Origin of the sequence: Psychrobacter sp. T6-4, assembly GCF_052258425.1 — a bacterium.
Lineage (GTDB): Bacteria > Pseudomonadota > Gammaproteobacteria > Pseudomonadales > Moraxellaceae > Psychrobacter.
The window spans coordinates 63,596-83,492 of the sequence record NZ_JBQQEZ010000013.1; the positions used below are offsets into that span (position 1 = coordinate 63,596).

Consider the following 19,897-nt stretch of genomic DNA (forward strand, 5'->3'; position numbering starts at 1 on the left):
CTTTGATCATAGCTCAAATGGATTGGTTGGCAATTTAACACCCCTTTTTAATCGTTAGTATTGAGTACGCCGCGTGAGGCGATAGGAAATATGCATGTCAAGATATCAGCCCTCAACGCCTCATCACTCTAAGGCAACGCTTAGCGACGCCGCCAAAATCCCGCGCGTCCAATTTACTCGTACCGCACTCTTTAGTGCCTTGGCAGCCAGTTTGGTTGGATTTGGTATCGCGCCTGTGTACGCCGCTGAGACTGAGCCTAATACAGACTCATCTATGGCAACGATGGAGGAGGCGCAGCTTGATAAAGCGCTTGCGGCGCTAAGACTGCGACAAGAGGTTGAACAAGGTGATATCGATCAGTCGGTATTCACTGAGTATCAGCGCCAAAATACAGCCGATCAGTCCACTGCTAATAACGACAATACCTACAATAACGACGACGCAACTTCAACATCTAATGCGCTACTAGAGCAGGCGGCCAGTGTACAGCAGCAGGGTTATCAGATGATGACGCCTGAGCAGATCGAAAGAGAGCTTGCTGCGCTAGATGCACCTATAAATATGATGAATGGTGCTAATGCTGACAGCAGCAATCTTGACGCTGATTTTGACGCACCTGTCGCCACTTTAGACAGTACGCGCGCCCCTGTCGGGTTTGATACCGATCTTGATGCAGCAAACCTGCCTACACCGACCAATCTAGATACCTTACAACCAGATACTTCGCAAAGAGACGCGCGCGCCGCTGATCGCGCCAAAACTGCCGAGATTTTGGCGCGCCCTATCAATGTCAGCGACTCTGCTAGTCGCGGGCGCATCAACGCAAGCGATGATATTACCGAGCGCGCCAATCCTGAGCGCGCGCTTGCAAACCAAGACAGTAATAGAGTCACAGGCGCTGATGATACGGTTACAGAGGTAAGAGATTCGCTAAGCGCAGGTCAGCTGCCCAATAATATCGATGATCAAACGAATAATCTTAATCCTGATGACTATCTGCCAGACTATCAGGCGGCTACCGAGACACAAGCGGTCACCGACAGCTTAGTCCAAGCGGACAAAAAACCCAAAGCGCGCAGTTCAGGTAACTTCTTTAAACGCACCTTTAATCGTCTATTTAATGGCGGCGTTTCAGGCTTACCGCATATTGAAACCACAGTCTACTTGCAACAAGGTAGTGATGATCTGCAGGCGAGTAATGCTGCGCCCAAACTCATTGAGGCAGACGAAGATATTCAGCCGATTAACAATATTAAGGCGGCGCTTGATGATACGACCGTACAGTCTGTTGTCGATTTTACCGCCGCCTTGCCCCGTTTGCGTCAGACCGCTTTAGATGCAGCCAAAGCAGTGGGCTATTATGACGTGGTGCTGCGTTTGCGCCAGCCTAGTAGTGATCGTATCGATGTCATCATCGAGCAATTAGGCGAGCCGGTACGGGTGGATAACCGTATTGTTGAGGTGCGCGGCGAGGGAACCCAGCTACCAGAATTTCAAGCGCTAGAGGCAGAGCTACCGCCCAAAGAGGGTGATATCTTTAATCATCGCGTTTATAAAAGTAGCAAAGCCGCTCTTGAGGCGTTGAGTAGTACTTATGGCTACTTTGATCAATACTGGCTAAATAAATCTGTCGATATTATCTTGCCTGATAACAGCGCTGATGTTTCACTAGTCTATGATACTGGTCCGCGCTATGAGTTTGATGAGGTGATATTTTTTACCTTTGATGAAGAGACTCGCACCTTGACTCGTGATCCTGACAAACTCCCCGTCGAGCTGTCTTTACTCAAAAAGCTTTATAATTTTGAGGAAGGTGATCCTTTCTATCGCCCTGATATTACCAAATTTAGTAATGATTTATCAGCGACTCGCTATTTTAATACCGTTAACGTCGAGTCCATTTTGCCACCAGATGAACGCACGCAAAATAGCACTTTAGCCTTTGATAATGCACCTGCCACTAACAATAGCTTAGATGATGATGTAGATAGCGATGCTGTTAATAACGATACTGTAAACAACGCTGACAATTTATTAAGAGCTGATAACAAAGACGGCAGTAGCAGTAGCAGTAGCAGTGGCGTGGGCTCTGAGAGTATCAATGCTAATAGCGGTGCTACCGTCGATGAAGAGGATATTGCGCCTATTGAGTTTGAAGTAGATGAGCAAACCAGCGAAAAGCTGCAAGCGATCAAGCAAAAAGCGGAGCGCCTAACCCAGTTGCCTAACGATCGGGTTCTAGATGAAAAAGAAGAAAAGGCGGAGAACATTTTAGGTAAAATTAGCGACTCAATCAGTAATATCGCCGAAAAAATCTTCCCTGATGACAAAAGCGTGTTCGAAGATGAGAATTTTGTCCCGCCAACGCTAGCGGGTCGCATTACCCCTGAGCAAGTACTTGAGACCAAAAAGGTGCCTTTATACGTCTTTGTCTCATCTGAGAGACCACGTGATGCTGAGGTAGGTATTGGTTATGGCACAGATACAGGCGTACGCGCCACCGCAAGAATAGATTACAACCTGATCAATCGTCAAGGCTATCAAGCAGGGGCTGAGGTTGAGTATTCGCGTATCACCAAAAATGCAACTATATATGGTAGCAGGCCTTGGAAGCATCCGCTCAATGATAAGCTAGATGCACGTTTAACTTACGAAGAAGAGGTCATTGATCAAGGTGAAGGCAACTTTGATCTATCGACCAGAACGCTCAAAGCAGCTTTGGCGCGTAACATTCGCCGCGAGAATGGTTGGAATCGTAGCTACTTTGTCAAATACCGCTTGGATGAATTAGAGACGGGCGTTGACGATGCAGATTTAGAAGATTTGCCTATTCGCTTTATTTCCTCCAAACCCACGCAAGAGGCCTTGTTGTTTGGTTATGGTCTCAATAAGACTGACGTTGATAACGCGCTCAATCCCACGCGCGGTATGCGTCAGTATTACAGTATCGAAGCGGGCTCTGAGGACGTGCTAAGCGATACGGATATGGCGATTATCAAAGCTGGTGTCAGCGGGCTTTATAGCTTTGGTGAAGACGACAAGCATCAGCTGCTAGGTCGCTTTAATACCGGTTATATTTGGGCGGATAATTTTGAGGGCGTACCTTATAAGCTGCGGTTTTTTGCAGGCGGTGATCAAAGTATCCGCGGTTATGATTATGAGAGCTTATCACCTCTCAAAAACGGCTACCTGACAGGCGGACAAGTCCTCGCTGTCGGTAGTGCTGAATATAACTATGAGTTTAGACCTGGGTTTCGCGGGGCATTGTTTACCGATATCGGTAATGCTTATGACACCAACTTTGATACCGAGACCAAAGTTGGCGTTGGCGTCGGTATTCGCTGGGCGTCACCGGTTGGCGTCGTACGCGTTGATGTCGCGGCTGGCGTGACAGAGGATAGTATTCCAGTTAGACTACACTTTTTTATCGGCTCGCCGCTTTAGCTTTAGCCGTTATTACTCGTATATTAGCAGTGCTAATAATGACATTATCTAACGCAGTTGACTTTCATGTTGCCCAATAACTCTCAGCCCAATAACCCTTCACAAGATCCTGCTCAAAGAGATGCTCGCGCCGTAAAGCGCTGGTATCCTTTGTCATTTTTAATCAAATTAATGATGCTGATTTTGATTGTGCTGGTGATTATGTTTGCCGTTTTCTTTTATATGGCAGGGACAGAATCAGGCACCAAGTTTTTGTTAGAAAAAATCAGTGCAGAGACGGGTATTGAGCTGACTTATGGTAGTGGCAATTTGCGTGATGGTATCTGGGTCAATGATATTGATATCAAAGCCAATGAAGACCTTGAGATACTCGTGGACAAAGCCTATGTCAAGATAGGCTGGCGCGCTATATTTGCTAAAGAGGTGCATCTACGCGACGCGGATATTCAAACGATAGAGATCATCAATAATAAGCCGCCCACGGGCGAGCCGTTCGACTACAAAACCTTGCAGCTGCCTGTCAATCTACGCTTTGATCAAGCAAAAATCAAAAACATTATCTACAAGCAAGTCACCAAAGATCCTGTTACCTTACATGACATTAAGGCTCGTGATTTGACTTGGGTGGATACCTTAGTAACCGTTGGTCGCGGTGATCTGCGTTATGCTGATATTGTCAAAGTCAATGCGCTACAAGGCGAGATTGATCTGCAAGGCGACTATCCGCTAGATCTGTCCGCTATCGTCGAGGTAAGCGCGCTTGAAAAGGCCTACATCGACCCGCTTAATGTGACCGCAACAGGTAGCCTAAAACGAACCGTAGGCCGCGTACGTAGCCGTTATAACGATAGCGATGTCAGCGGCAACTTTGTGGTGCAGGGGCTAGACCCAGACGCGCCATTTCAAGCCAAATTGCAGTGGGATGATATCTTGCTGCCTTACGCTGAGGAGCAAAACATTCACCTCAAAAGCGGTATCGCTACCGCTAGTGGCGTCATCTCTGATATACGTCTGCGTATTAATACTGAGCTTGACGCAAAAGACATTCCATCAGGACGTTATAAGGGCAGCGCTATTATTGCCAATAGTCAATTGCGTATTGATCGCTTAGATGCAGACGTGCCAGCAGGCCGTCTAACGCTACAAGGCATTTTGGACTGGAAAGACAGCTTTGATGCCAAAATACGCGCGACAGGCAGCAATTTTGATATTCGCCAAGCCATTCCAGAGCAGTACGCTGACTATAAGGCTTATGCTCCGCAAACGCTCGATGGTCGATTATCGCTACATTTTCAGCAGCGCAACATCAGTAATAATCTAGAGGTGGATATTGATTTGCGTCAGCGCGATGGCGAGCACGTCAATGCCAATATCGTTCGCGGCAAGACATCACCCAAATCGACGCAGGCCGCGCCTTTATATATCGACGCCAGCTGGCAGAATCTGACGCGCCGCGATGTACCCAATATCGGTAATATCGACAGCCCGTATGGACGCGCCAATGTGATTGTGCGTGGCTCTACACTCTCAGTTGACGCCAATGCCTTTATTAATGAGCTCAACGCGGCACCAAAAGGCAACTATGACGTGCGTGTGCGCAAAAACGGCAATACAATTGATCTCAATCGAGTTAATTACAAAGGCATTGTCGGCGACCTATCAGGTAATGGTCAGATACTACTGGCAACTGCGCAGCGTCCACTGACGTGGCAGATTGATGCGCGTACCAACGGACTACTGCCCAAACAATATCGAAGCGATCTACCACTTGAGCGCCTAGTAGGACAATTGAGCGCTCGTGGTCGATTGATTAACATCACCAAAAACGGCGTCAAAGGTCAGCGTCACATCATCAGCTTTGATAACACTGATCTGCAAGCTACCCTTGATGCCTCACAAGATAATCGCCGTATCGGTATCAGCGGCAGCGGCGATGCCAGTATAGATTTGGTCGGAGGCGAGCTGTCGGTATTTGATGCCCGTTTCGATGGACAGGTTGATACTCAGGATGTCCCCAAAGGCCGCTTATCTATAGACGCCGCAGGGACGCCAAATCTAATTAACATCCGCAAGCTTAACTATGCTGGTGAAGCAGGTTCAATCAATGCTCAGGGCGTGATAGACCTACGTAATAATATTGGCTGGAATGTTACAGGGCGTTTTGATAATTTTGATCTGGGCTATTTTTTGCCTAATAATCCAGCGATTTTGACAGGTGATCTGAGTACTAGTGGACAGTGGCAACCTGCCAATCAAAACAATGAGGGTAAATTGCAACGTTTTGCTATCAATTTTGATGGTGTGCTCGATGCTGAGCAGTTACCTGCTGGCAAGCTGATGATTGACGCTAGCGGCGACTCACAAGTGATTACTATCAAGCGCTTTAGTCATGTGGGCGCGGCAGGCAGTATTCGCGCAAGCGGTACTTTAGATGTGCGCCGAGGTATCGCTTGGAATATCAATGCGGTCATGAATCGCTTTAATTTAGGATATTTTCTAAAAGATACACCAAGTGTCATCACAGGAAACATTAATACCGATGGGCGCTGGAGCGATAGCGAGCAGATTGTCAATATCAATCAGATTGACCTAAGTGGTATGCTCAAAGGTCAGCCGCTTAGTGCCAAAGGTAGCTTGAGCGCTAAGCTTAATCTGCCAAAAGACATCGCCAGCTACTTTGAGCGCCTGCAAAAGCAAGACGCCGAGACGCAATATCAGCAAGTAAACGCGCTTATCGAAAGCTTAAATGCCAATAATTTAGTACTGCGCTGGGGTGATAATTATCTCACCGCCAATGGCAACGCCAAACAGCTGCAGGCCAAGATCAATATCACTAGCCTCGATCAGCTATCAGATCAGCTCAGTGGTAAAGTAGCGGGCGGCGCAACATTATCGCAACCAGCAGGACAGGCGCTACCTACTATTTATGTCGATCTGGTCGGTGAGCGTATTGCCTTACCTGGTTTTATATTGCGTGAGGGCCGTATACGCGGCAAACTGGTCAACCTTGCCAATAGTCCAAGCCAGTTTATTATCAGTGCTGAAGGCTTAGACGTTGCTGGACAAAGCTTTAAGCAGGTCAATGCAACCTTTAACGGTACTGAGCAGGCCCATGTCGTCAATTTAGAGGTTGCCAATGAGCAAGCTCAAATATTAGCACGTGTCAAAGGCGGTTTTGATCGTAATCAGCTCAGATGGTCGGGCGCTATTGGCAAAGGGCAAATCAAGTCGCAATACGCCACGCTCAATCAGTTACAACCGGCGCAATTGATTGTTGATTTGCCGCGTGAGCAAAACGGCAGTAGTCGCGACCTAAAGGTGCAGCTGGCAGCGCATTGCTGGCAGGCGTCGGATCAAACGGGTAAGCTGTGTCTGCGTGAGAACCTAATTGCCTCACCTGATAATGGTCAGGTTAATTTAGCCCTTCAAAAACTAGATACGTCCTTGTTGTCAGTGTTCTTGCCAAAAGATATCGATTGGCAGGCTCAGATTAACGGTAAGGCTGTTATTGGTTGGCAGCGCGGTGAATCACCAACGATTAATACGACTTTGTACTCAGATAACGGCAAGATTGGCCTTCTGCAAGACGATGGGTTACCACCTGTTTCGCTGCCGTATGAGCGCGTATCTTTGATTGCCTTATCGGTACCTGAAGGTATCAAGCTACGGGCTGATATTAATACAGGCCGCGGCGCACGCGGTTATGCTGAGGTAGTCGTTGACCCTTACAAAGCGCCCAAACCTATCTCTGGGGCACTGGTATTAAATGAGCTTAATCTAGCGGTATTTAAGCCATTCTTCCCAGGTATGCGCGTACTCGAGGGCAATATTACTATGGCAGGTGGCCTTGGGGGTACGCTGAGTAAACCGCAATTTTATGGTGATGTTGAGCTGGTCGATGGACGCGTAGCCATGCTTGATCTGCCCGTTAATTTATCTAGTATAAATGCCTCAGCTAAGATCCGCGGGACACAAGCGACTCTCGATGGCAAGTTTAACAGCGGAACAGGAACAGGCACGCTGAAAGGCACGATTGATTGGCGTCAAAAACTTCAAGCCAAACTAAGCATCATCGGCGATCGCTTAGTTATAACCCAGCCGCCGCTACTGGTCGCTGAGATCAACCCAGATATCGATATCATCGTGCGCCCAGAAGATCGTTACGTCAATATTCAAGGCGCTATTAGTGTACCATCAGCGACCATTCGTCCGCCTGAGGCTAGCGAAGATATTATCACTCAAAGTGAAGATGTAGTCGTACTCGATAGACGTCTCATCGGTAACATTGATGAAGTACTAGCCATATCTAGGCCATGGTCTATCAATGCTGATATCGGTATTGATTTGGGCGATGACATCAATTTCCGCGGCTTTGGTGCAGTTATTCCGCTTGCAGGGGCCTTGAATATTACTCAAAACGGCACAGGTGTTATGCGCGCTAAAGGGGTGGTTCAGGTTGCGCGTCGTACCGCTATTGATGCTTTTGGACAAAACTTGGAGCTTAACTACGGTCAAGTACGCTTTAACGGTGATGTCATGAAGCCAAACCTAAGCATTGAAGCGGTCAAAATCATTGACGATAGTACGGTAGGGGTGCGAGTGACGGGTACGACTGAAAATCCAAACATCGTCGTCTTTAATGATGCAGGTCTCACCCAGCAGCAAGCAATGAATGCTCTAGTCACAGGCCGTATCAACAATGGCAGCGCTACCCAAATCAGTGAGCAGGGCTTTAAATCACAAGTGACCAACAACTTGGCGGCAGCTGGCCTTAATTTTGGACTTGGGGGTACGCGCAACTTTACCAATCAGATAGGCCAAGCATTTGGTTTTCAGAGCCTAACAGTAGATGCTTCAGGTAGTAGCGAAGATACCAACATCAATGTCACCGGTTACGTCACGCCTGATCTATACATCCGCTATGGCGTTGGCGTCTTTAACGCTCAAAATAGCTTATCAGCACGTTATCAATTGACGCGCCGTATCTATGTTGAGGCCACCTCAGCTGCCGAAAATGCCGTAGATGTGGTGTATAGCTGGCAGTTTTAAGAGTTGCTAGTTGAGAGTAACAACAGTAAAAAACGCCTTTAGATAAGGCGTTTTTTACTGTTGTAAATACGGATATAGGTACTGCAAGCACTGCTATTTCGTCAATATCAGACGGTTATTGCGAGTCAAGCGTAGTCGATACTCTTCACCCTCATGCTCAATCCGCACCTCTTTAGTTAAAGCAAAAAGATGCTCTGATTGCAACGTGGGTAAGCGGTTTTCAGGGTTTCCAAAATAACGCGTTAAGCTTATATTCATGACAATTTCCTTATTGATGGCGCTATGAATCATTACTAAAGTTTTTTACTAACGATAATGATTATCATTTATAATTTAAGCTATTGCAAGTACTGATTTTGGCTATTATTTTATTTACCACCTTGTCGTAGACTCTAACGGTTAAAAGGACAAAAAATGACTGAACCCTCGCTTAAGCCTAAGAGCACTGCTCATAACTCCATAAATGTCGCTATTGCCGTCATTTATTATCAAAACTGGTATTTACTTGGCTATCGTCATTCTAAGCAGCACCAAGGCAATCTTTATGAGTTTGTCGGTGGCAAGATAGAGGTAGATGAGACAGCGAAAGCTGCATTAGTGCGAGAAGTTGGCGAAGAGGTAGGTATCGATATCAGTCAAAATACGATGATGAAAATGGGCCTTATTACTCATGATTACGCTGATAAGCAGGTAATTTTGCATGCTTATACCATTACGCTGACAGCGGCTCAGTATGCTCAGCATAAGAATCAAAAAACAGGTTTAGAGGGTCAGCTATTATCTTGGGTAACAAAAGATCAGCTCTTAGGTACAGACTATCCACTGCCAGCTGCCAATAAACAAATATTAACTTGGCTACGCGGTATAAATATTTAATTTATATAAAGCATAAACCAATAGAAAGTTACAAGTGAATAAGCGCAGACACATTAGTAATATGCCAATTACTTAAAGTCGATAAAGCGTTGTTTAATAATAAAGAATGAAATAAAAGTAGATGTGCTTACAAGTCTAGTAGTTTAAGCGTTTAGACGGCGTATCTAACACGCTATACGTTAATATATTATTTACAAACCGTTGCGTTTTCCTACATAGCAGCACTACAGTTCATAGGCCGATGTCCCTATCATACTGTCATAATTTAAAAAAGCTAGTAGAGAATAACTAGTAGGTAATGACTGGCAAATAAACGATAAGTTAAATAAACGGTAAGTATCAAAGTATGATAAATGCGTCTTATTACTGGCACCTAAAGCAATCACAGATACTAGAACTTTAACTTAAACGATTTTTTTAACAGTGTAAAAATTAGATGATGTATCAAGGTTTAAAGTATTCATGAGTTTACATACTCATTATAAAGGTATTTTCATGGCAACTAACGACTCACTCCAGTCAAAATGGGCTGACTTGCAAACACCGAGTTCCAAGTCACAAAACGATGATCAGTATGACTATCAAAACGATGATGGTCGGTACTCTGGTGCAAGTAATGACGATGATTACAAAACCATTAGTCATAAAGATGACAGCTACAAAAGCGACAACTCAATTTACAAATCTAAAGATCTCTCGTTTGCCGCTAATGACTTACAATCAGAACGCATGGGTTCAAATCTCTATCTTGCGCAAAATCATTCTATAGCTAGTACGCAATACCAAAATGATAGTAAGTATGTACCTAATAAACACGTACCGATAGATTATTCGACAAATAAGCACATAAATAACTATGCTGTAAAAAACGAACAAGACAGTCATTATGACAACAAAACATATACCAATGCAGATCGTCAAAAACCAATACCTCAGGTATCAGAAAGGATATTTATGAACGGACTTATTAAGCATACGGTGATTGCTTTAGTGATTATCATTCCGCTAGCTGCGATCTCCGCTTATGCTGCCCCTGTGACAACTGTTAATACAGCAAATGAAAGCTCAAAGTCACCAGTACTGTCCGTAACACCTAGCGATATCATCTATCAGTCAGCAGATACGCCGACAACCGTAGATAAGGTTGATCTCAAAAAATATAGCGGTAAATGGTATGAGATAGGACGGATGCCGCTGTTTTTTCAGCGTAACTGCATTGGTAATGTGACCGCAACTTATACTGATCAGGCTGGTAGCTCAGACATCACTGTGCTCAATGAATGTAGTGGAGAAAATAGCACTATTATCAGCAGCGAAGGTCTCGCTATGCCAGTTGATGAAACGGGCAGTAAATTAAAGGTGACTTTTTTACCGTCATGGATTCGCTGGTTGCCTGTCGGTCGCGGAGACTATTGGGTATTAGCGCGCGATGACAACTATCAAACTGCCTTGGTAGGTACCCCTGATAAGAGCAATCTGTGGCTATTGGCTCGAACGCCCAATATCTCACAGCAAACATACTCCAAGTATCGTCAGATTGCGCAGCAGCAAGGCTATGATTTAAAAGAGTTCACTTTGACGCCGCAGAGCAATCAAACGGTAAATCTTGTCCCTTAACTTATTGTGCCCATGATAGTTTATAAAAGTAGGCACTTGCTTTATTTAAAACTAGCATTAAAAAGACAGCAACTTTAGTAGCTGTCTTTGCCTCTTGTATATCGCAGTATAAAACCCAGTAGTTCGGTTATAACTGGCAAAATAAGGCGTTTTAGGCTAAAATCGTCTCATTCAAAAGACCCTAACCGTAATTTCTATATTAGCAGTCGTCATAGTTGCCGCATTTGTTTTATCTTCTTTTAAATATTATTTCTCAATTTACTGACCATAAGGATGTTTCTCGTGAGCCAAGCCGATACCTTACGCCAACTACATCAAGATCGCCTAAACCATTACAACCATCAAGAGCAACAAGCCATTGAGCTTATGGGCTTATTGAATAAGCTCTATAATGAGCAAGACGTGCAGATCACTTTGTTCGGGGAAACCTTAGACGCAGGTTCTGTTGGTAGTATATTGGCCTTGCATCAAAAAGCTGGCACTCGCGGCGCAGACTCAAAGCCTATCGATATCGCTGATACTTTGGCAATGGTCAAAGAGATTGCCGCAAACGATAGCGTTCAAACCGTACGCATTGATGTCGGTCAATTGATTACCAACAACAATGATGCTGCCTCTGCATTAGCATCGCTAACGTCCGTTGCAAGCGTTAAAAACGAAGCCACTGATGTCGTTTTATACGGCTTTGGTCGTATCGGTCGTATCCTAACGCGCTTATTATTGTCGCAAGCTTCCAGTAGCAAGGGTCTACAGCTAAAAGCAATTGTAGTGCGTCCTGCAGCAGCGGGCGATTTAGCCAAGCGTGCTTCGCTATTAGAGCGCGACTCTATTCACGGCGGATTCTCAGGCGCTATTAGTGTTGATGAGGCTAACAACGGCATCATCATCAATGGCCGTTTTGTGCAAGTCATCTATGCCAATGATCCAAGCGAGATCGATTACACCACTTATGGTATCGATAATGCGATCGTGATTGACAATACAGGTAAATGGAAGGATGAGGCGGGCCTGGGTAAGCATTTAGCCTCTAAAGGCGTACAAAAAGTCCTACTGACTGCGCCTGCTGGCGGCGAGATTAAAAATGTCGTATACGGCGTCAATAACGATACTATCGGTGATGACACCATTGTGAGTGCTGCAAGCTGTACCACCAATGCCATTACACCGTCTTTAAAGGTATTGCATGATGAGTACGGTATTGAAAACGGTCACGTAGAGACTATTCACTCCTTTACCAATGACCAAAACCTGATTGATAACTATCACAAAGCTGATCGCCGTGGTCGTAGTGCAGTACTTAATATGGTTATGACGAGCACAGGCGCTGCCAAAGCAGTGGGCAAAGCCTTGCCTGAGCTTAGCGGTAAGCTTACAGGTAATGCCATTCGTGTACCCACGCCAAACGTAAGCCTTGCGATATTGAACCTAAATCTTAAAACGGCACCAAAAGACGCTGACGCGCTCAACGCCTACATGCGTAAAATGGCCAATAGCAGTACTTGGCAATCGCAAATCGCATATACTGATTCAACTGAAGCGGTGTCAACAGACTTCGTCGGTACCACTCACGTTGGTATTTTGGATGCGCAAGCGACTATCGTCACTGACAACCATGCTACCGTTTATATCTGGTATGACAATGAAGTCGGTTATAGCACGCAAGTATTGCGCTTAGCGACGCAAATGGCAGGTATTAGCTACAATCATATACCTGCATAAATCAAACCCCTAGTTAGTTAAAGTTTAAGCATCCGATAGTCTGATTGATTATCGGATGTTATTGTTATAAAGCTGAGTTTGTTTTAGCCTTGAGTATGTTATAAATAGCATGATAAAAACACGCGGTGGCAATTTAGCTTTTATGACAACTTAAGCTCAGTAGTAATTTGGCCTAGCCACTCATATGTACCATAAGGATTGAAAAATGCGATTTATTGATGAAGCCGTCGTAACGGTAAAAGCAGGTGACGGTGGTAACGGAATCGCCAGTTTTCGACGTGAAAAATATGTGCCACGCGGCGGTCCTGATGGCGGTGATGGCGGCAGTGGCGGCGATATTTATGTCATCGCCGCTGATAATACTAATACCTTAGTTGATTATCGTTATACTCGCCGTTATGATGCAATGCGCGGCGAGAATGGTCATAGCCGTAACTGTTCAGGCAAAGGCTCTGATGATGTACTGTTGCCTGTCCCTATTGGTACCACTATTATCGATACCGAAACCGATGAAGTTATCGGTGATCTCATTGAGATTGATCAAAAGATACTAGTTGCTAAAGGTGGTGATGGCGGTTTGGGTAATACCCACTTTAAAAGCTCAACCAATCAAGCACCGCGCAAGGCCACATCAGGGTTTGAAGGCGAACTTAAGGTATTAAAGTTTGAGCTGAAAGTTGTCGCTGATGTCGGCTTAGTAGGACTGCCAAACGCAGGCAAGTCCACCTTTATCCGCCAAGTCTCAGCGGCCACGCCAAAGGTTGCAGATTATCCCTTTACCACGTTAGTGCCTAATTTGGGAGTGGTCGATATCGGTCGTCATCGCTCATTTGTGATGGCAGATATTCCAGGATTGATCGAGGGCGCATCAGAGGGCGCAGGCCTTGGCATTCGCTTCTTAAAACATGTTGCACGTACGCGCCGATTATTGCATTTAGTAGATATCAAGCCCATCGATGGTAGTGATCCGGTGCAAAACGCTAGAGTTATTCTCACTGAGCTTGAGCGCTTCTCGCCAGAGCTGGCTAATTTGCCGCAAATTTTGGTTTTAAACAAGATAGATCAAGTGGTTGATGAGAGCGAGCTTAATGAGCTATGTACGCACATCGTGGCAGAGCTTGGCTGGACGGGTATTGTGTTTCGCACCTCAACATTGACAGGTGAGGGCGTTGACGCGGTCAAATATCACTTGATGAATGAGATTGAGCGTGAACGTGAACGCGAGTTAGAAGATCCGATATTCGCTGAAGCGCAAAAAGAGCGCTTTGAGCGCTTAGAGGCTGAAGTACGCCGCAATACCGAAGCGCAGCGCGAAGCTTACCGCGCAGCTCGTAAAGCACAGCGCGAGGGCATAGATGCTGATAATAGTAATGACGATGACGATGATTACGATGTTGAAGTCGTTTACGTGCCTTGATACCAGTACACTATTACGCACATAAACCGATATATTATACGAACAAACCGATACTCACTTATAAATACATAGGAGTTTTTATGGCAGTTGACAACCAGAACACGTCTGAGGAAGCAAGATTTATTCAGCAAACTCGCAACTTCAATATCAAGCGCGTGATTGTCAAGATTGGCTCCTCGTTATTAACCAATAACGGACGCGGACTTGATCGAACTGCTATATATGAGTGGGCAAAACAGATCGCAAAACTGCACAATCAAGGCACCGAAGTACTGCTGGTGTCCTCAGGCGCGGTTGCTGAGGGCGTGGTACGGATGAATTTGGAGGAGCGTCCAAAGAAGCTAGCCGCTCTGCAAGCTTGTGCCTCTATCGGTCAAATGGGTCTGATCGAAACTTGGTGGTCAGCGCTCATTCAACACGGCGTACAGAGCTCACAATTATTATTAACTCATGATGATCTCTCTAATCGTCGCCGTTATCTTAATACGACAGGAGCGCTGACGCAGCTGCTTGAGTGGCGCGTGCTGCCAGTTATCAATGAGAACGATACTATCACTGTAGACGAGATCAAATTTGGTGATAATGATACTTTAGGTGCTATGTCAGCGGCTATGATTAATGCCGATCTTTATATTATTTTGACTGATCAAGAAGGGGTGTTTACGGACAATCCGCGTAATAATCCCAATGCCAAGATGATCCGCCAAGAGCGTGCTATGGCAGATTACTTGTTTGATATTGCAGGTGATGGTGGCAAGCTTGGGCGCGGCGGTATGTTGACCAAGATCCGAGCGGGTCGTTTGGCGGCTATGGGCGGTTGTCCAACGGTTATCGTTAGCGGCGCGATCGAAAACGTCATTACTCGCGTGGTATCTGGCGAGGCGATAGGCACACTACTTACGACTAACGAGGCGGATAAAATTATCGCGCGCAAGCAGTGGATTGCTGCCCATCTGCGTATGTCAGGCAGCCTGATTATCGATGACGGCGCTGCCAAAGCGTTAACGCAACATAACCGTAGCTTATTGCCTGTTGGCGTAGTAGAGGTACAAGGCGGTTTTGATGAAGGCGATGTTGTCGAGATTATTCATCAAGATACTGGCGAGCGCATAGCGGTTGGACAAGTGAACTTTTCATCCAATGAGGCGCGGCGCGTCGCTCGCGAACGTACCGAGCAGTTCGATAGAATCTTGGGTAGTAGCGAAGAGCGCGTCGTTATGGTACATCGTGACAATCTGGCACTGTCCATGTGATTTGCTTGCTGTAGCTTTACTTGATATGACTTTGCTTACTCATCCTTTATTTTATAATGACAATAAATCATCTTGGAGATTTGCGCATGAGCGCCTCAGATCACGTTTCACCTAATCATGACTTTGCGCCACTAAAAAACGACAGGTTGCTACGGGCGCTGCGTTTTGAATCTATAGATACGACGCCAGTATGGATGATGCGTCAAGCAGGACGCTATCTACCAGAGTACAAGGCGACTCGCGCCGAGGCTGGCGACTTTATGAGTCTATGCAAGGACACTGACCGAGCAACTGAAGTCACTTTGCAGCCGCTGCGCCGTTTTGATTTGGACGCAGCTATTTTGTTCAGTGACATCTTGACCATTCCTGATGCGATGGGGCTTGGCCTGTACTTTGAGACGGGTGAGGGGCCAAAGTTTGAGCGTCAAGTTCGCACTCAAGCCGATGTCGATAACTTGCCTGTACTCGATGTTAATGACTCGCTCGATTATGTCATGCGCGCAGTGACTAGCATTCGTCATGCATTAAATGGTCAAGTCCCTTTGTTTGGGTTCTCAGGTAGTCCATGGACGCTTGCCACTTATATGATTGAGGGTGGCAGCTCAAAAGACTACCGCTATACCAAAGGCATGCTCTATAGTCAGCCGGAGCTGCTACATGCGTTACTAGACAAACTCGCCACTGCGGTCACAGATTATTTAGATGCACAAATCGTTGCAGGCGCGCAGATTGTACAGATATTCGACAGTTGGGGCGGGGCGCTGGGTCATCGTCAATTTATTGAATTTTCGCACTTTTACAACAAGCGCATTGTCTCAGAGCTCAAGTTGCGTCATCCAGATATTCCGGTAGTTCTATTTACCAAAGGCGGCGGTCTGTGGCTAGATGTTCAAGCTGATAGTGAGGCAGACGTCTTAGGGCTTGATTGGACGATGCCACTAGATCGCGCGCGTCAGGTGCTTACAGAGAGCCAGCGCCAACTGACCAAGCACTATAAAAAGATCCAAGGTAGCAAGGCCATTCAAGGCAACTTAGATCCCTCAACTTTGTATGCTTCACCGCAAAAGATCCGTGATGAAGTCAAGTTTATGCTTGATAGCGCCTACGCAAGTGGTAACAAGACGGGCTATATTGCAAATTTAGGTCACGGTATCACTCAGTGGGTCAACCCTGATCATGCCAAAGTCTTTATCGATGCGGTACATGACTACAAAATTTAAGACTTGTAAGATTCAAGACTTGTAAGATTTGACGCTTTTTTAGCACTTAGGTAGATATTTAAAGTCATAAGTTCAAAGGACAAAAGGATACATTATGATCTCAGCAGCTATCGTTGGCGGCACAGGCTATACGGGTATTGAACTTATTCGCTTGCTCTCCGCTCATCCTAAAGTATCTATTGATTTATTGACTTCACGCAGCGAAGCAGGCCTGCGCGCTGATGAGGTATTTCCTAGCTTGCGCGGTATTACAGACTTAGTCTTTAGTGATTTGGGCGATGATACGCTGTCTGCTTTGCAGCAGTGTGATGTGGTGTTCTTTGCTACCCCTCACGGCGTAGCTATGAGGCAAGCTGAAGCGCTCACGCAAGCGGGCGTTAAAGTCATCGACTTAGCGGCTGATTTTCGCCTGCAATCTTTACCTGATTTTGAGCAGTGGTACCAGCAAACCCATGCTTGTCCTGAGCTACTTAAAACGGCCGTTTATGGTCTGCCTGAGGTTAACCGTGACAAATTAGCCAAGGCTTTAGTCGTTGGAAATCCAGGCTGCTATCCGACAACAGCAATATTGGGTCTAAAGCCTATTATAGAGATGCAAAATAAGCAAAACCAACCGCTTATCGATGCGCGTATCGTTATTGATGCCAAATCTGGCGTCTCTGGTGCAGGCAGGCAAGCGAAACTGGCGCTTAACTACGCTGAAACGACTGACAATTTTAAAGCCTATAGCGTTGAGGGTCACAGGCATTTACCAGAGATTGAGCAAGGCGTTTCCCAATTATTGAACAGCCAGTTTACGCATCGTATTCGTTTTTTACCGCATCTGATACCGATGATACGCGGTATGTTCAGCTCTATTCATATGGAGCTTACAGAGGCGGGCAAGGGTATCGACTGGCAAGAGCAATTTGAGACCAGCTATGCTCAAGAGAGCTTTATAGATGTATTGCCAACAGGTATGCATCCTGATACGCGTAGTGTACGCGCTAGCAATCGCCTGCGTATCGCCATTCATCAAGACAATGAGCGCCGGGATCTGACAGTATTGGTGGTACAAGATAATTTAGTGAAAGGCGCATCAGGGCAAGCGGTACAAAACATGAACGTCATGTTTGGGCTTGATGAGTCATTAGGGCTTAATTTTGCTCCTATCGTGCCTTAATTTATACTTATATACTGAGTCAAATTTGGATATTTGACTCGGTATATCCAATGAGTCATTCGTATGGACAGTGCTAGGTATTGATTATGAATTCCGCTATAATACATCGCTCCTACTGATAAGAGATTCCCTATAGATGCGTGTTAAGACTGCCAAGCGTTTGTGCTCACAGCCCACATGTCCATCATGTCAGGCTCCCTTATCACACGATTTTATGCTCAAACTATCCTCTTTTTATCAGGCTGCTATTAGCGATCGGACTGATACAAATAGTCATATGCTTACTCGTATAAGCGTCAGCCAGACTGGGGCATCAACTTGGTTACTGGCATTGTTTGTGGCGGCGATACTTGTTACAGCTATTGTCGGCTCAGTATTTGGTCACAAGCTTGGCTATCAAAGCGGCTACCATTCAATAAAGGCTGAGACTGACAAAGCTGCTGTCAATGGCAAACAGACCTCTCAAGAGTTAGAAGATCTGCGCGTTACCCAAAAGGTATTAGCTAATCAAGTCGCCACTGCCAAGCAAGAGCTTGAAATCAGTCTTGCTAATTTAGATGAGCTGCGCCGTACTCAGCGCGAGCTTAATATTGAAAATGCTCAAGTCACCCAGCTTAACGATTTGTACTCAGATGTCATCGCAGACAACGGCGGTATGCCACTGCAAGTGCTTGGTGCAAAAATAGAACCGCTACCAGAGAATGCTTTTGAGTATGGTTTTGATATCGGGATGCTCAGTGCTGAGGGCACAGCGAAGTCTGTCTTAGTCTCGCTAACCTTGCTCAATGATGATGATTTTGTAGAGGTGCCATTAGAGCCTACGCGTTATAGTGTCAAAGGCATTGAGCGTATTCGTGGACGCTTTGTGATGCCAGAACGTTTTAAGCCTTTGCAGGCTAAGCTGACTTTGAAGTCGGGCAATCAAGAAGCCGTCCAGCTCTATGATTGGGATTTAGGGGCTATGGTTGATGATATGCCGCTGTCACTTATGGACTTACAGGAGCTTGATGAAAGTCCTATTGAATCTGAGTAGTTGTTTACTATACTATTCTCTCCTTCTTTTTACCTTATGTTTGTATTCTAATTATGATTAAAAAACCCTACACTTACACCGATTCTATTGCGGCTGACTGGCACTTTCCAAGTGCACCTGTTCACCGCGCTCAAGATGATGACCTTGAAAATGAGACCTCGCCGCAAGCGGATGTTTTGGTCGCTGAGCCAGAGGTCGCCAAACCGCCTATGTATGCGGTCGTCATGTATAATGACAACTACACGCCTATGGAGTTTGTGGTCTATGTGCTGCAATCTGAATTTCGTCATAGTATGGATTCAGCGGTTGCGATAATGTTGTCCATTCACAATACTAGCAAAGGTATTGCTGGTATTTACCCAAAAGACATCGCAGAGACCAAAGCCAAAAAGGTCAATAGCTTAGCGCATAGAGAAGGCTATCCTTTATTGACGCAGATAGAGCCGCATCAAGGAGAGTAACTCGCTTTATTACTTTATTAGCCCTTAGCAACATAAGCTCTTAGCAACTCACCTAACTTTTCAAGTAACCTTAAGTTGAGAACGAAGTTCAACAAAAGGCTCAGCATAATGTTTTTGTCATCTAAAGCTTACGGTACAAATTTAGTCTGTACTATCTTAGGCAATGCTAGGCAATGATTGTCTCACAATGAGTCTTGGATTATTCCTCTTGATTAATTTTTGATCACCCCTATATAAAACATCTACCCACTGGTTGTAGCACTTACCTATAACGAAGTTATCTAGCACGCTCTTATCCTATTTATCCTGCATTGTTATCATAAATCTCAACGAAGTCATCGTTTTAGAAGGCGTCCTGTCATAATTGCTATAGATACTGATACATTTTAGTACGTATTAGTGGATTGACTATCCGTGTTTATCATGTTGATATGAATATAAGCCGACATGAATAAGTCTACAAACCCTCGCTGCAACAACAGCCACAAAACTGATACTTAGTGCACAGTGGTAATAAGCGATACTGGTTATTAATAGAGTAAGCTAATAGAGTAAATGCTCTTGAACAATCTCATTCTCGCCCTAATTTACTAACTAAGTCATTCATTAAGCTATCAATTATAAGATAGGTATAACCTTAGGAAG

At 45.4% G+C, this 19,897-nt stretch carries 12 protein-coding genes; 11 read left to right on the plus strand and 1 reads right to left on the minus strand.

What is annotated here, in order from left to right:
- Positions 1-94: 94 nt before the first annotated feature.
- Both ACTXGE_RS10125 and ACTXGE_RS10130 read left to right on the plus strand, forming a co-directional pair.
- On the plus strand, positions 95-3,445 hold the full coding sequence (locus ACTXGE_RS10125; protein ID WP_443541474.1) for an autotransporter assembly complex protein TamA: 3,351 nt from the start codon (positions 95-97) through the stop codon (positions 3,443-3,445).
- Positions 3,446-3,511: 66 nt separating this feature from the next.
- Entirely contained in the window at positions 3,512-8,494 is a 4,983-nt protein-coding gene (locus ACTXGE_RS10130) for a translocation/assembly module TamB domain-containing protein (protein WP_443541475.1), read from the plus strand.
- A gap of 93 nt (positions 8,495-8,587) precedes the next feature.
- Here ACTXGE_RS10130 and hemP read toward each other — a convergent pair whose 3' ends face one another.
- The gene (gene hemP / locus ACTXGE_RS10135) at positions 8,588-8,752 is read right to left on the minus strand and encodes a hemin uptake protein HemP (protein WP_317199714.1); all 165 of its coding nucleotides are present in this window, start codon (positions 8,750-8,752) and stop codon (positions 8,588-8,590) included.
- Between the two features lie 156 nt (positions 8,753-8,908).
- Here hemP and ACTXGE_RS10140 point away from each other — a divergent pair, with 156 nt between their 5' ends.
- The 9 genes from ACTXGE_RS10140 (at position 8,909) to ACTXGE_RS10180 (ending at position 19,252) form a co-directional block, all read left to right on the plus strand.
- Complete coding sequence (locus ACTXGE_RS10140; protein ID WP_443541476.1) at positions 8,909-9,370, plus strand: (deoxy)nucleoside triphosphate pyrophosphohydrolase; 462 nt, start codon at positions 8,909-8,911, stop codon at positions 9,368-9,370.
- Between the two features lie 495 nt (positions 9,371-9,865).
- On the plus strand, positions 9,866-10,987 hold the full coding sequence (locus tag ACTXGE_RS10145) for a lipocalin family protein (RefSeq protein WP_443541477.1): 1,122 nt from the start codon (positions 9,866-9,868) through the stop codon (positions 10,985-10,987).
- Positions 10,988-11,260: 273 nt separating this feature from the next.
- Positions 11,261-12,706 carry a glyceraldehyde-3-phosphate dehydrogenase gene (locus tag ACTXGE_RS10150; protein WP_443541478.1) on the plus strand — a complete coding sequence of 482 codons (1,446 nt, stop codon included), beginning with the start codon at positions 11,261-11,263 and terminating at the stop codon, positions 12,704-12,706.
- Positions 12,707-12,911: 205 nt separating this feature from the next.
- Positions 12,912-14,123, plus strand: a complete 1,212-nt coding sequence (gene cgtA, locus ACTXGE_RS10155) for an Obg family GTPase CgtA (RefSeq protein ID WP_443541479.1) — start codon at positions 12,912-12,914, stop codon at positions 14,121-14,123.
- Between the two features lie 80 nt (positions 14,124-14,203).
- The gene (gene proB, locus ACTXGE_RS10160; protein WP_317199719.1) at positions 14,204-15,376 is read left to right on the plus strand and encodes a glutamate 5-kinase; all 1,173 of its coding nucleotides are present in this window, start codon (positions 14,204-14,206) and stop codon (positions 15,374-15,376) included.
- A gap of 86 nt (positions 15,377-15,462) precedes the next feature.
- Positions 15,463-16,596, plus strand: coding sequence for a uroporphyrinogen decarboxylase (gene hemE, locus ACTXGE_RS10165; RefSeq protein ID WP_443541480.1), 1,134 nt, complete (start codon positions 15,463-15,465; stop codon positions 16,594-16,596).
- A 94-nt stretch (positions 16,597-16,690) separates the two neighbouring features.
- Positions 16,691-17,758, plus strand: coding sequence for an N-acetyl-gamma-glutamyl-phosphate reductase (gene argC, locus ACTXGE_RS10170; protein ID WP_443541481.1), 1,068 nt, complete (start codon positions 16,691-16,693; stop codon positions 17,756-17,758).
- A gap of 277 nt (positions 17,759-18,035) precedes the next feature.
- On the plus strand, positions 18,036-18,791 hold the full coding sequence (locus ACTXGE_RS10175; RefSeq protein WP_435950699.1) for a hypothetical protein: 756 nt from the start codon (positions 18,036-18,038) through the stop codon (positions 18,789-18,791).
- Positions 18,792-18,844: 53 nt separating this feature from the next.
- On the plus strand, positions 18,845-19,252 hold the full coding sequence (locus tag ACTXGE_RS10180; RefSeq protein WP_317199723.1) for an ATP-dependent Clp protease adaptor ClpS: 408 nt from the start codon (positions 18,845-18,847) through the stop codon (positions 19,250-19,252).
- Positions 19,253-19,897 lie beyond the last annotated feature (645 nt).